Here is a 13,929-nt window from a genome sequence, read left to right as displayed (position 1 = left end):
GGCCCGGGTCAGAGTTGGGCGTCGATGATGTCGAGCAGGTCGTCGACGTCGGCGGTCCTGATGTCGTCGTCGGGGCCACCGGTCACGGGCGCGCCGTCCCGGCCGGGGGCCCGGTCCCCGGCACGCAGCCGGTCCAGCACCGCGGCGAGCCGACGTTCGAGCGGGGCGCGCTCGGCCGGGTCGGGCAGACCCGCCGCGAGCGCTGACTCCAGCCGATCCACCGCCGCCGCGGGCGACGGGTCCGGCTCCGACGCCGGGGCGAGTGCCGCGACCAGGTGCGCGGTGACCGCCTTCGGGGTCGGGTGGTCGAACACCAGGGCCGTGGCCAGCGGCAGCCCGGTGCGGACCCGCAGCCGGTCGCGCAGCTCCACCGCCGCCATCGAGTCGAAGCCCTGGTCCCGGAACGACCGGTCCGGGTCGACGTCGGCCGGGCCGGGGTGGCCGAGGACCGCCGCGACCTCGCGGCGCACGAGGTCCAGCACCGCCGCCGGGCGTTGCACCGCGGGCAGTGCGGCCGGTCCGGGGCCGGTCGGCTCCGGCGGGGCGAGCGCCCGCGCCGCGTCCGGTACCCCGGCCAGCAACGGGCTCGGGCGGACCGCGGTGAACCCGGGGGCGAACCGCTCCCAGTCGACGTCGACGACGGTGCGCACGGCCTGCTCTCCGCTGAGCGCGGCGTCGAGCGCGGCCATCGCGGCCCGCGGGTCCAGCGGCAGCAGACCCTGACGTCGCATGCGGTCGGCGACGCCGTCGCGGCCCGCGAGACCCTGCCCGGCCCAGGGTCCCCAGGCCAGCGACACGACCGGGACGCCGGTGTCACGCCAGGCCTGGGCCATGCCGTCGAGCTGGGCGTTCGCGGCCGCGTACCCGGCCTGCCCGGCGCCGCCCCAGGTGGCGGCGGCGGAGGAGAACAGCACCACCATCTCCAGCGGGGCGTCGGCGGTGACCTCCCGCAACGCGCGGGCACCGCCGACCTTGGGCCCGAACAGCTCGGCGAGCCCCCCGGTGGTCAGGTCCGCGGCGGCGGCGTCACCGGTGTCGACCCCGGCCGCGTGCACGACCGCGCGCAGCGGCAGGTCGGCCGGTACCGCCTCGACGACGGCCCTCAGCGCCGCGGCATCGGCGCAGTCGCAGGCGGCGACGGTGACCCGGGCCCCGGCCTCGCTCAGCTCGGCCACCAGCGCGGCCACGCCGGGGGCGGCCTCGCCGCGGCGGCCGGCCAGGACCACGTGTGCGGCGCCGCGGCGGACGACGTGCCGGGCGACGTGCGCGCCGAGCCCCCCGGTGCCTCCGGTGACCAGCACGGTGTCGCGGAACACCGGAGCAGCCCGGTCCCCGGTCGGGGCGGGGACCAGCCGCCTGCCGAAGGCGGCTCCGTCCCGGATCGCGACCTGGTCCTCGCCGGACGCGCCGGTCAGGACGGAGGCGAGTGCCGCGACCGTCGCCGGACCGGGCTCGGCGGGCAGGTCGACCAGGCCGCCCCAGGACAGTCGGTCCTCCAGCGCGGCCGAACGACCCCACCCCCAGACGGCGCACTGCTCCGGGTTCACGACCGCTGTGTCCGCTGTGTCCTCTCCGGCGGCCTCCCCGGACCCCACCGGTACGGCCCCGGTCGTCGCGCACCACAGCGGGGCGGGCACCCCGGCGTCGACGAGCGCACCGGCCAGGGTCACCCGGCGCAGCAGCGAGGCGGGGACCTCCCCGCCTGCCGTGTCGGCCGTGTCCCCGACGGGCAGCGACAGCACGACGTCCGGCGGGTCGGTCGCGGCGTCCGCCAACGCCGCGGCCAGCGCGGCGCGGTCGAGACCGGTCGCGTCCAGGAACCCGACCGACGCGCCCACCCCGGTCAGGGCGGCGGCCGGACGCCCGCCGTCGACGACCACCAGGACCCGCTCCGGGACCGACGGCGGATTCTGCAGCGGTACCCACTCCTCGCACAGCGCAGGGACCTCGGGGACCCCGCCCGCCCCGCCGGCCGGCGGTTCGGGCCAGAACCGGCGACGGTCGAACGGGTAGGTCGGCAGCTCCGGCACCGGCGCCCCGGACCCCGGCACCAGCGCCGCGGGGCGCACCGCGGCGCCCGCGACGTGCAGCCGGGCCGCCGCGGTCAGCGCGGTGTCCACCTCGGACCGGCCGTCCCGACACAGCGGGGTGACCAGCACGTCGCCGTGCACGGGCAGCGCGTCGGGCACCAGACCGGACAGCGTGGCGTCCGGGCCGAGCTCCACGACGGTGTCCACCCCGGCCCGGGCCGCGGCCGCCACCAGGCCGGCGAACCGCACCGTGCCGCGGGCGTGCCGGACCCAGTAGTCCGGGTCGGCGGGCGCCGCCGGGTCGACGACCGTACCGGTCACGTCGGACAGGACCGGGATCCGCGCAGGCGTCAGGTCGAGCCCGTCGAGCACCTCGCGGAGCGGCACGCTGATCGGTTCCATCAGGTGCGAGTGGAACGCATGGGAGACCGGGAAACGGCCAGTCCTGCGGCCGCGGGCGGAGAACGACGCCGCGACCGCGTCGACGGCGTCGGCGGCCCCGGACAGCACGACGGCCGACGGGCCGTTCACCGCGGCCAGCGCCACCTCCGGTCCCAGGTGGGCGGCGATCTCGTCCTCGCCCGCCTCCACCGCGACCATCGCGCCGCCGCCGGGCAGTGCCTCCATCAGCTCGCCGCGTGCGGTGACCAGCCGGGCGGCCGAGGCCAGGTCCAGCACCCCGGCCAGGTGCGCCGCGGCGAGCGCGCCGATCGAGTGTCCGCCGGCCAGCGCCGGTGTCACCCCCCACGACCGCAGCAGCGCGGCCGCCGCGACGTGGAACGCGAACAGGGCGGGCTGGGCGGTACCGGTGCGGGCGAGCCGCTCGGCGTCGTCGCCCCACACGATCTCGCGCAGCCCCGGGCGGAGGTGGCCCAGCACCTCGTCGAACGCCTCGGCGAAGGCGGGGAAGCGCCCGTACAGGTCACGCCCCATCCCCGGACGCTGGGTGCCCTGGCCGGAGAACAGCACCGCGACCCGCCGCGGCACGGCCCGCCCCCGCGCGACCTCCCGCACCCCGGAGTCGGTGGCGAGCAGCACCGCGCGGTGCTCGAACCGGGACCGGCCGTGCACCAGCGCGTGCGCGACGTCGCCGCGCGGGAGCCCACCCGCCACCGCCGTGATCCGGCCGACGTGGGCGTCGAGCGCCTCGGGGGTGGCGGCCGAGACGAACCACGCCTCGGTGCCCGCCGGCTCCCGCGCTGCGCCGGTCCCGCTGCCGGGGGCCTGCTCCAGCACGACGTGGGCGTTCGTACCGCTGATCCCGAACGCCGACACCGCGGCCCGGCGCGGACGGTCGCGGTCCGGCCACTTCTCGGCGGCGGTCACCAACCGTACCGGCCCGGCCGCCCAGTCCACCGCGGACGACGGCGCGTCCACCCCGGGGGTCGCGGGCACGACCCCGTGCCGCATCGCCTGCACCATCGCGATCACCCCGGCGGCCCCGGCGGCGGCCTGGGTGTGGCCCAGGTTCGCCTTGACCGAGCCCAGCAGCAGCTCCTCCGACCGGTCGCCGTAGGCGACGCGCAGCGCCTCGGCCTCGATCGGGTCCCCCAGCGTGGTGCCGGTGCCGTGGGCCTGCACGACGTCGACGTCGTCCGGGCCGAGCCCGGCGGCGGCCAGCGCCGCGTCGATCACCCGCTGCTGGGACGGCCCGTTCGGGGCGGTCAGCCCGTTGGACGCGCCGTCGGAGTTCACCGCGGACCCCCGCAGCACCGCGAGGACCTCGTGACCGTTGCGGAGGGCGTCGGACTGCCGCTCCAGCAGCAGCAGCCCGACCCCCTCCGACCACGCGGTGCCGTCCGCGGCCTCGGCGAACGGCTTGCACCGCCCGTCCGGGGCGAGCCCGCCCTGGCGGGTGAACTCGACGAAGCTGCCCGGCGTCGCCATCACGGTGACGCCGCCCGCGACGGCCAGGTCGCACTCCCCCGCCCGCAGGCTCTGCGCCGCCAGGTGCAGCGCCACCAGCGACGACGAGCACGCCGTGTCCACCGTGATCGCCGGCCCCTCCAGCCCGAGCTGGTAGGCGATCCGGCCGGAGACGACACTGCCCGCCGTGCCGACGCCCCAGTGCGCCTCGGTGCCCTGCGGCGGACCGGCGTGACCGCTGCCGTAGTCGTGGTACATCACCCCGGCGAACACACCGGTCCGGGTGCCGTGCAGCGAGTCCGGGGCGATCCCGGCACGTTCGAACAGCTCCCAGGCGCTCTCGAGGAGCAGCCGCTGCTGGGGATCGCTGGCCAGGGCCTCCCGCGGCGAGATGCCGAAGAAGGCGGCATCGAAGTCGGCGGCGCCGGACAGGAACCCGCCCTCCCGGGTCGCGCTCGCCCCGCCGGCCAGCGCGGCGAGGTCCCAGCCCCGGTCGTCCGGGAACGGGCCCATCACGTGCCCGCCGGCGTCGAGGACCCGCCACAGGTCCTCCGGCGAGGCGATCCCGCCCGGGTACCGGCAGGCCGTCCCGACCAGCACCACCGGGTCGTCGTCCGACGGCGGCCGCGCCGGGAGCGCACGCCGTGACGGCGCCGTCTCGCCCAGGACCCCGGCCCGCAGGAACGCTGCCAGCGCCGCCGGGGTCGGGTGGTCGAAGGCGACCGCCGCGGACAGCTCCAGCCCGGTGGCCGCGGCCAGCCGGTTGCGCAGCTGCACCGCACCCACCGAGTTCAGGCCGGCCTCGCGGAACGCGCGCCCGTCCCGTGACGCCGGCACGTCGACGCCCAGCGTCTCGGCCAGTGCCGTGCGCACGATCGCGGTGAACGCCGCGGTGCGCCCGGCCTCGTCCAGCGGTTCCACCCGTGCGCGCAGGGCGTCGCGCACCGGGTCCGAGGGGCCCGCGGCCGCGACGGTCTCGAGCAGGCCGCGCAACAGCACCGGGACCGGCCCGGGTGTCCCCGTTTCCGTCGCCTCCAGCCGGACGACGACGGCGTCGGCGCGGGCGGGCAACGCCACGTCGGCCGCGGCGGCGACCTCCTCGACCGCGACGGCGCCCACCCCGGCCGCCGGCGGCACCTCCGGCTCCGGGTCGCCCCAGGCCAGGACGCAGCCGCCGAGACCGTCGCGGACCCGGGCCGCGGCGAGCGCGGACAGGAACGCCGCGGCCGCCGACTCCGCGCCGCACCCGGCCGAACCGAGCGCACCCCGCACGGTCCCGGTGAGGACCAGCGCCGGCGCCCGCGCGGCCGACCGGGAGGCACGGTCGCAGTGCAGCGCGCCCGCCAGCACCGCGTCGAGGTCGGCACCCCGTTCGCCGTCGGCGTGCACCAGCACGGTCACCGGCCGCGGTGCGGACGCCAGGGCGGCGGCGAGCGCGTCGGGGTCGGCCGGGTCGGTGTCGTGCACCGCGCAGGCCGCGCCGAGGTCGTCCAGCTCCCCGGCGAGGCGGGCGATCGCGGGGTCGCCGAGCCCGTCGGGCCCGCACAGCAGGACCTGGCCGAGGCGGTGGCCGCGGACCAGGTGGCGGACCAGCGCCGCGGTGCGCGGGCCGGGTGCCCCGGCGACGGCGACCGCGCCGCGCGGGTCGGGGTCGGGGGCCGCCGTGCCAGCGTCGGGCGGGCCGGCCGGGGCCAGCCGCGGGACCAGGGCGACCCCCTCGCGCAGCGCCAGCCGCGGCTCGTCGGTGCCGACGGCCAGGGCGAGCGCGTCGGCCGAGGCGGGTGTGCCGTCGGTGTCGAGCAGGACGAGCCGGTCGGGGTGCTCGGCCTGCAGCGCGGCCAGCCCGCCCCACACGGCGGCGGCCGCCGGGTCGGGGGCACCCGGGTCACCGCCGGGGTCGACCGCGCCGACGGTCACGGCCACGACCCGGCCGGGACCGGCGAGCAGTGCACGGCAACGCGCGTCGGCGTCGCGGGTCGCCGTCGCCACGGACGCCGCGTCGGGAACGCCACGACCACCCGCCGGGGGCACGACGGCGGCCAGCACGGTGATCTCCGGGTCCTCGGCGTCGCGGTCGACGCCGAGCGCGTCGAGCACCCCGGCGATCCCGTGCAGGTCGGCCGGGGCCCCGCCGGCCGCCGACCAGCGGCGCGGCAGCTCGCGCACCCCGGTGCGGGTGGACGGCAACGGCGTCCACGACGTCCGCAGCACCGTGCGGTGCCGGCCGCCCGCGGTGGCGCGCAGCCGGGCCGGACCGTCGAGCAGCAGGTGCCGGGTGATCTTGCCCGACGAGGTGCGCGGCACCCGGTCGATCTCGAACAGCTCCTCGGGCACCTTGAACGCCGCCAGCCGCTCCCGGCACGCGGCGAGGGCGGCGTCGGGGTCGACACCACCGGGCCCGGCGACGACGAACGCGACGGGGACCTCGCCCTGCACCTCGTGCGGGCGGCCGGTTACGGCGGCGTCGGCCACGCCCGGCACGCCGAGCAGCACGTCCTCGATCTCGGCGGGGTGCACGTTCTCACCACTGCGGATGATCAGCTCGCGGGTGCGGCCGGTGATGGTGAGGTACCCGGCCTCGTCGAACCGGCCCAGGTCACCGGTCCGGTACCAGCCGCCGGGCATCGCCTCGGCGGTCGCGTCCGGGCGGCCGTGGTAGCCGACCATGAGGTTCGGTCCGCGGACCCACACCTCACCCTCCGCGCCGGCGTCGACGTCACGGCCGTCGTCGCCGACCAGGCGCAGTGCGATGCCGGGCACCGGCAGCCCGCACGACCCGTCGACGGTGGCCCCGGTCGGCCAGTTGACCGCCATCAGACCGCAGGTCTCCGTGCTGCCGTAGCCGTCGAGCAGCGGGGCCCCGAAGGTCTGCTCGAACGCGGTCCGCAGCGGGCCGGGGCAGATGGAGCCCGCGGTGAGGGCCCGGGTGAGGCCGTTCGGCACCCCGCCCGCGGCGCGGGCCTCGGCGACGAGCCGGTGGTACATCGCGGGGACCCCGGCCAGGAAGGTGTAGGAGCCCGCGCGCAGCTCGGCGAGGACGTCGTGCGGGTCGAAGGCCGCCATCAGCCGGGCCGTCGCGCCGACCGCGGTCACCCCGACCACGCACAGCACGTGGGCGAGGCTGTGGTGCAGCGGGAGCGGCCAGAGCACCCGGTCCCCCGCGGCCAGCCCGACGATCGGCGCGTAGCAGGCCGCCACCGACCACAGGCAGCTGCGCTGGGTGGACAGCACGCCCTTGGGGCTGCCGGTGGTGCCCGAGGTGTAGAGCATGAACGCGACGTCGTCGAGGTCCTGGTCGTCGCGGGCGGGCTGCGGGGGCTCGGTCCGGGCGAGGCGCTCGTAGCCGTGGACCCCCCGCGGCAACGGCCCGTCCCCGGTCACGAGCACCGTCACCGAGGACCGACCGGGCAGCAGGCCGAGCACCTGCTCCAGGTGGGCCGGGTCGGTGAGCACGACCCGGGCCCCGCTGTCGTCGAGGACGTGCGCGAGCTCGTCGGCGGACCCGGCCGGGTTGCAGGGCACCGCGACGCCGGACGCGCGCAGCACCGCCAGATAGCTCTCGACCACCTCGACCGCGTTGCCCTGCAGGATCACCGCCCGGTCGCCGGGATGCAGCCGCAGGGCCGCCAGGTGCCCGGCGAGCCGACCCGTGCGCACGTGCAGCTCGGCGTAGGTCACCGACCGGACCCGGTCGGCGAAGGCGACCGTGTCGCCCCGCTCCGAGGCGTGCCCGGCGACCAGCTCGTGCAGCGGCCGGATCAGCTCTGTGCGCAACATGCCGTCTCCCTGGGTCGAGATCCGGCGTGACGGTAGGTGCGACGGGACCGGCGAATCCTCAGTCCTGAACGGATTCCCCACCCCCTGCCCACCCCCTGGAACCCCCTGTGACGTGTCCGGCCGGATCGACGCCACGGGATCGGACCTACCGTCGGGACGAGCGACGACCGCACGATTCCGCCGCGATTCCTCCACGACGTCCCTGAGATGTCTCCGGGATTCGACGGCGATTCCACGGTGATTCCACGGCGATTCCGCCGAGGCTCCGCTGCCGTTCCTCCGCGACGCCGCCGCACTGTCCGACCCATTGAGGTGTTCTCAGTAGCGGGTTGATCATGTCGTGCGGTCGTACTCGGTGTGGAGTAGTACGAGCGCAGCTGCGGTGATCGCGCCGGTGCGCCAGGGACATAGCGTGACTCGCCGCAACGCGGCGAAGGTGGTCTTGAGCAGGGCGTTTCCGCGTTCGGCCAGAGCACGAAGGGCTGAGTGCAGGGTGTTGACGGTGCGCTGGTTGACCGTCTGCCCGCGGCCGGGGGCGGGTTTGATGGGCACGGTGAGCCGGTCGGCTTCGCCTTCGTAGCCGAGGTCGCCCAGCGCGGCGTGGGTGTCGTCGGTGAACGCGGCCAGGCCCTCGAGCAGCCCGGGGTGGGTACGGGCGCAGCGGGTGTCGTGCTCGCGGCCCGGCCGCACGTCGCTGGTCCATAGCGGCCATCCATCAGGTGCGGTGAGGACCTGGATGTTCCCGCCGTGGCGGCGGTGCTTGCCCGACCACCACAGGTCGACCCCGGGGGTGAGGCCGAGCGCGCGGCACCGGTCGGTGGCGATCAGGGTGCCGTCGAGATTCACGTGGGTGTGCCCGGCTGTGCGGGCGGCGAGCAGGGCTCCGTGCAGGCCGGGTGCGGCCGCGGCGAGGACGTCGATGCCTTCGTGCAGGTAACGGTAGGCCGTTGCAGTGCTGATCGCGTTGTCACCGGCCAAACATCGGACCCGGGTAGCATCACAGAACCAGCGGATCACCAGCACTGCCTGGGCGAACGGGGTCAACGCCCGCCGCCGGGTGCCACGTCGACGGCGTTGAAGGACCAGGAGCCGCGCCAGATAGGCCACGGTGCGCTCCCCGATCGGGAGGACAGCGGTGTAGGTGACAGGATCAGACATGCAGGACCTCGGTGACGGTGTCGATCTGTGCTGGACCGAACCGATCTACCGGGGTCCTGCCCCGTTCCCGCTCATCTCACCACCCTCGGCGTGTCGCCACGACCTGCCACCCCGCTACTGAGAACACCTCATTCACCGACGCGAACGGGAAGCCGACGTGACGCAGATCCAGTTCCAGCCCCGCACCGATCTCCCCCGACACCCCGCCCCCGGCCGCGCCCCGGCCGCCGCGTTCGTCGACATCACCGACGCCGACGCCTACTGCGCGACCCGCCCCGTGCTCGGCCGGATCGACTACGGCGACACCGCCACCGGCGCGTCGCTGACCGGGGGGCATCCCCGGCTCGGGCTCGGGATGGGCACCGGCACCGCGGACCTGCCCGCGTTCTCCGAGGTGTGGACGACCGAGGGCCCGGTCGAGACGGGCAGCACCGACGGGATCGTGTGGTCGCGCGACGACGAGTTCCTGCTCTGTGCCGGGCACATCCCCGAGGCCGACAGCTACGCGGAGGCGACCCGCTCGGCGTACACCACCGCGATCGACCTGATGCACGAGCTGGGCCACACCCGCTGCTTCCGGATGTGGAACTTCGTCAACCGGATCAACGAGGACAACGCCGACGGGCTGGAGGTCTACCGCGACTTCTGCCTCGGCCGTGCGCACGCCTTCCGCCGCAACGGGTTCGCCGACACCGAGGTCCCGGCCGCGACCGGCATCGGCGCACGCGGCGACGGGATCATGTTCTACCTGCTGGCCAGCCGCAACGGGCACGGCACGCCGGCCGAGAACCCGCAGCAGGTCGCGGCCTACCGCTACCCGAAGCGGTACGGGCCGGAGGCGCCGAGGTTCGCCCGCGCGACCCGGCTGGTGCTGGACGGGCCCGGACCGGTGTACGTGTCGGGCACCGCGAGCATCACCGGGCACCTCACCCGGTTCCACGGCGACGTCGAGCGCCAGACCGGGCTCGCCCTGGAGAACATCGCCCGCGTTCTCGCCGCCTCCGGCCCGGCCGCCGGGGCCGTCCCCGACCTGTACGACCTCGACCTGGTCAAGGTGTACGTGCGGCACGCGGACGACGTCCCGACGGTGCGCGCGATCGTCGAGGCCACCCTGTCCCCGCACGCCGAGGTGCGCTACCTCGTCGTGGACGTCTGCCGGGCCGACCTGCTGGTCGAGATCGAGGGCATCGCCCGCACCGTCGCCGGACCGCGGCCGTGACCCGGTCCGCCATCCCGGCCGCGCCGGCCGTGGCGGACCCCGCCGGGCCGCCCGCCGCGCAGCAGCCCGACTGGGCGGGCCACCCGGGCCTCGGCCGCGCCGTGCGCAGGCTCGCCTCGGCCCCGCCGCTGGTCGGCCCGGACGAGATCGCCCGGGCCCGACACGCGCTGGGCGAGGCCGCCGAGGGGCGGGCGGTGGTGCTGCAGGCGGGCGACTGCGCCGAGCGGCTCGACGAGTGCGGCGCCGGGCACACCGCCCGCCGGCTCGCCGAGCTCGACGCGCTCGCCGCGCTGCTCTCCGACCGCACCGGGCACCCGGTGCTGCGGATCGGGCGGATGGCCGGCCAGTACGCCAAGCCGCGGTCGTCGCCGGTGGAGGAGCACGACGGTGTCGTCCTGCCGGTCTACCGCGGGGACCTGGTGAACGCACCCGAGCCGGACGAGCTGGCCCGCAGGCCCGACCCGGACCGCCTGGTGCGTGCCCACCGGGCGGCGGCCACGGTGCTGGCCGGGGTCCGCGCGCACCCGTCGCGGTCCGGGACCGGGCCCTTCACCAGCCACGAGGCGCTGGTGCTCGACTACGAGCGACCCCAGGTGCGCCACGACCCGGTCAGCGGCGACGACCACCTCACCTCCACCCACCTGCCGTGGATCGGCGACCGCACCGCCGACCCCGGGCAGGCACACGTCGCGCTGCTCGCCCGGGTCGCCAACCCGGTCGCCTGCAAGGTCGGTCCCACCGCGACGCCGGACCGGCTGCGGCGGCTGTGCGCGCTCCTGGACCCGGACCGCTCCCCCGGCCGGCTGACCCTCGTCTCCCGGATGGGCCGGGACCGGGTCCGGACGCTGCTCGCGCCGCTGGTCGCCGCGGTCCGCGACGCCGGCCACCCGGTGGTGTGGCTGTGCGACCCGATGCACGGCAACACCGTGCGGACGCCCGACGGGACGAAGACCCGGATGCTGGCCGACGTCGTCGCCGAGGTGCGCGCGTTCGGTGAGGTCCTCGCCGCGGCGGGGCTGCACGCCGGCGGGCTCCACCTGGAGACCGCCGCGACCCCGGTGACCGAGTGCGTCGGTGCCGACGTCCCCGGTCCCGGTGCGCTGGCGGCCCGCTACGAGTCACCGTGCGATCCCCGCCTGAACCCGGCCCAGGCGCGCGCGGTGATCGCCGCCTGCTGAAACGCGGGCGGTCTACGCCGACGCCGCTTCCGGTTCCGCGGCCGGGCCGGGTCCGAGGGACGCCGGCAGCGAGGTGCGGTCCCGCACGCCGAGCTTGCGGAACACCCGGGTCAGGTGCTGCTCGGCGGTGCTGGCGGTGATGTGCAGCCGCTGCGCGATCTCGCGGTTCGTCAGGCCCGCCGCGGCCAGCTCCGCCACCCGACGCTCGCCCGCGGTCAGCACCGCGGCCGTCCGGCCCCGCTCCGGATCGGGATCCGCGGTGCAGTGGGCGCGCAGCGTCGTGGCCAGCGCGTCGGCCCCGCAGTCGACGGCGAGGGTCAGCGCCTGCCGGGCGGTGGCCAGCGCGCGTCGGTGCCGGCGCGCTCCGGCGTGCACCCGGGCCAGGTCGGCGAGTGCCCGGGCGGTCCCGTAGCGGTCCCCGGCCGCCTCCAGCACGGCGACCGCCTCCTCGAGCACCTGCTCCCGGCCTGCGCTGCGACCCGCGGCGGCGAGCAGCCGCAGCGCCGTGCCGCGCTCCCCCGACGGGCCCGCGCCGGTCGCGGCGAGCTGTTCCTGGAGCAGCCGCCGGGCCTCGGAGCGGCCCTCGTCCCGCGGGGTGGTCCCACCCAGCCGGGCGGCGGCCGCTCCGGCCCGCCACGGCACGAGACCCGGCCGGTCCAGGCCCCAGCCGACCGCGAGCTCACCGCAGGACAGGAAGTCCGCGAGCGCGGCGTGCGCGTGGCCGGCGGCCAGGTGGTACTCGCCGCGGGCGAACAGGTAGTGCAGTCCGTAGCGGGTGCCGAACAGCGCGGGAGGCACCGGGCGGGCGAGCAGCGCGGCCGCGTCGCCGAGCCGGCCTGCGCGGGTGGCCGCGACGACCGCGGTGGCCAGCGGCACCCCGCAGGCCACGCCCCAGTCCCCCGGTCCGATCTCCAGCGCCGCCGACGCCGCCGCGCCCGCCGCCCCGAGCCGACCCAGCCGCAGCGCGGCCTCCGCGCCCGCCGCACGGACCAGGGCCCGCCCGGGGCCCGGCGGTTCCTCGGCCGCGATCGCCGCGGCCAGCTCGCACGCGACGGCAGGCCGTCCCGCGTAGACCAGCACCAGCAGCAGCTCGAACGCCACCTCCGGCCACCAGCACGCGTGGTCCCGGGGCCGGACACGGACCAGCGCCTGCTCGGCGGTCGCCGCGGCCTCGGCCCGCCGGTCGCGGGTGCACACCGCGGCCAGCGCGTCGGCGACGGCCGTCCAGGCCGGGACGGCCGGGTCGCCCGGGACCGGTCCCGGCCGCGGGGACAGCGGAGCCGGGCCCGGGCCGACGGACCCCGGGTGGGTGCGGACCAGCCAGCCCTCGACGGCCCCCGCCTCCGGGCCCCCGACGGCACTCAGCCGCGCCGCCACCGCACCGGCCTCGTCCGTGCGGCCGTGCCAGAGCAGCCGGCGCAGCAGCGGCGCCAGTTCGGGGCCGGGCAGCTGCGCCACGGCAGCGGCCGGGCGGGTCAGCAGGCGGTCCGCGAGGCCCGGTCCGGCCCGCCACTCGGCGCGGGTGGCGCAGGCGTCCGCGGCCAGGACCTGGGCGGGGTCGGCACCGGCGGCCGCGGTCACCGCGGCCCGGGCCAGCGTGCGGGCCGTGGCGGTGCGCCCGTCGCACAGCGCCTCGTCCGCGGCGCGGACCAGCACCCCGACCGCCCACGACGGCAGGGCCCCACCGGCCTCGGCCAACCGCCCGGCGACGTCGGCGACCGGAGCGCCGCGGTCGTGCAGGCGTTCGGCGGCCCGCAGCCGCAGGGCCCGCAGCTCCGTGGGGGGCACACCGGCCAGGACCGCGTCGCGGACCCCGCCGGGCAGCTCGTCGCCGGTCAGCAGCCCGGCGGCGGCGAGCGCACAGGTCGCGGCCGACCGCCGCGGCTCGGCAGGGCCCGGTACCGCGCCGGTCGCCGGCGGCGCGGTCCGGCGGCCGGTGACCGCGAGGGCGAGCGCGAGCCGCGGCGCCCCCTCGGGCAGCCGTGCGACCAGCACCTCGACCGCCCGGACCAGCGCCGGTCCCGGCACCGTCGTCCGCCCGGCCGCGTGGTCGGTGAGCAGCGCCGCGACCAGCCCCGGGTGCCCGCCGGTGGCCGCCAGCACGGCCTCCGGCCCCGGCCCCGGCCGGGCCCGGCAGACCTCGGCGACCGCGTCGGCGTCCAGCGGGCCGACGACGTGCTCCCGGGCCGCCGGGCAGCGCCGCAGGTCGTGGGCGAGCGCGGCACCGGGTGCGGCGACCAGCAGCAGGACCGGTCGCCCCGGACCGGTCCGGCGCGCGATCCAGCACAGCAGGCCCAGCGAGGCGTCGTCGGTCTCGCCCGCGTCGTCGACCGCCACCAGCACCGGCCCGGGTGGCAGCGCCGCGCCGAGCTCCTCCACCCGCAGCGCGCGGGCCGCCTGGTCCGGGCCCGGGTCGGGCAGCGGACGGCCGCACAGCTGGGCGGCGACACCGAAGGGCACCGGCCGCTCGGCCGCGGACGCCGTGGCCCGCAGCACCGTCGTCCCGGTCGCCGCGGCCCGCGCGGTGACGGCGTCGAGCAGTGCGGTACGCCCGCAGCCGGGTGGCCCGTCGAGCAGCGCGACCCCGCCGGTCCCGCGGCGCAGCAGGTCGAGCTGCTCGCCGAGGGCGGCCCACTGCGCGGTGCGGCCGGGCAGGACGGTGCTCACGACCACCGAGGCTAGGTCGTCGAAGACTGGCAAT

Annotated in this window: 5 protein-coding genes; 2 read left to right on the top strand and 3 right to left on the bottom strand. The window is 77.7% G+C overall.

Annotation, left to right across the window (positions count from 1 at the left end; genetic code table 11):
• Window positions 1–8 precede the first annotated feature (8 nt).
• Together Ae331Ps2_RS21315 and Ae331Ps2_RS21310 are read right to left on the bottom strand one after the other, a co-directional pair.
• On the bottom strand, window positions 9–7,673 hold the full coding sequence (locus Ae331Ps2_RS21315; protein ID WP_075306861.1) for a type I polyketide synthase: 7,665 nt from the start codon (window positions 7,671–7,673) through the stop codon (window positions 9–11).
• A 333-nt stretch (window positions 7,674–8,006) separates the two neighbouring features.
• The gene (locus Ae331Ps2_RS21310; RefSeq protein WP_075329690.1) at window positions 8,007–8,831 is read right to left on the bottom strand and encodes a transposase family protein; all 825 of its coding nucleotides are present in this window, start codon (window positions 8,829–8,831) and stop codon (window positions 8,007–8,009) included.
• A 157-nt stretch (window positions 8,832–8,988) separates the two neighbouring features.
• Between Ae331Ps2_RS21310 and Ae331Ps2_RS21305 the strand changes: the two genes are divergently transcribed.
• Together Ae331Ps2_RS21305 and Ae331Ps2_RS21300 are read left to right on the top strand one after the other, a co-directional pair.
• Window positions 8,989–10,050 (top strand): FkbO/Hyg5 family chorismatase, encoded by a 1,062-nt coding sequence (locus tag Ae331Ps2_RS21305; protein WP_158071500.1) that lies wholly within the window; start codon window positions 8,989–8,991, stop codon window positions 10,048–10,050.
• Complete coding sequence (locus tag Ae331Ps2_RS21300) at window positions 10,047–11,228, top strand: 3-deoxy-7-phosphoheptulonate synthase (protein WP_233147571.1); 1,182 nt, start codon at window positions 10,047–10,049, stop codon at window positions 11,226–11,228. The genes Ae331Ps2_RS21305 and Ae331Ps2_RS21300 overlap by 4 nt, the downstream gene beginning before the upstream one ends.
• 12 nt (window positions 11,229–11,240) lie before the next feature.
• On the opposite strand, the gene Ae331Ps2_RS34005 is transcribed toward Ae331Ps2_RS21300, so the two are convergent.
• Window positions 11,241–13,895: a LuxR family transcriptional regulator gene (locus Ae331Ps2_RS34005; RefSeq protein WP_158071501.1), complete on the bottom strand. Its 2,655-nt coding sequence runs from the start codon at window positions 13,893–13,895 to the stop codon at window positions 11,241–11,243.
• Window positions 13,896–13,929 lie beyond the last annotated feature (34 nt).

This window comes from Pseudonocardia sp. Ae331_Ps2 (assembly GCF_001932405.1).
Lineage (GTDB): Bacteria > Actinomycetota > Actinomycetes > Mycobacteriales > Pseudonocardiaceae > Pseudonocardia.
Note: the sequence above shows the minus strand (reverse complement) of the source record. Positions and strands in the feature narration are given on the sequence as shown.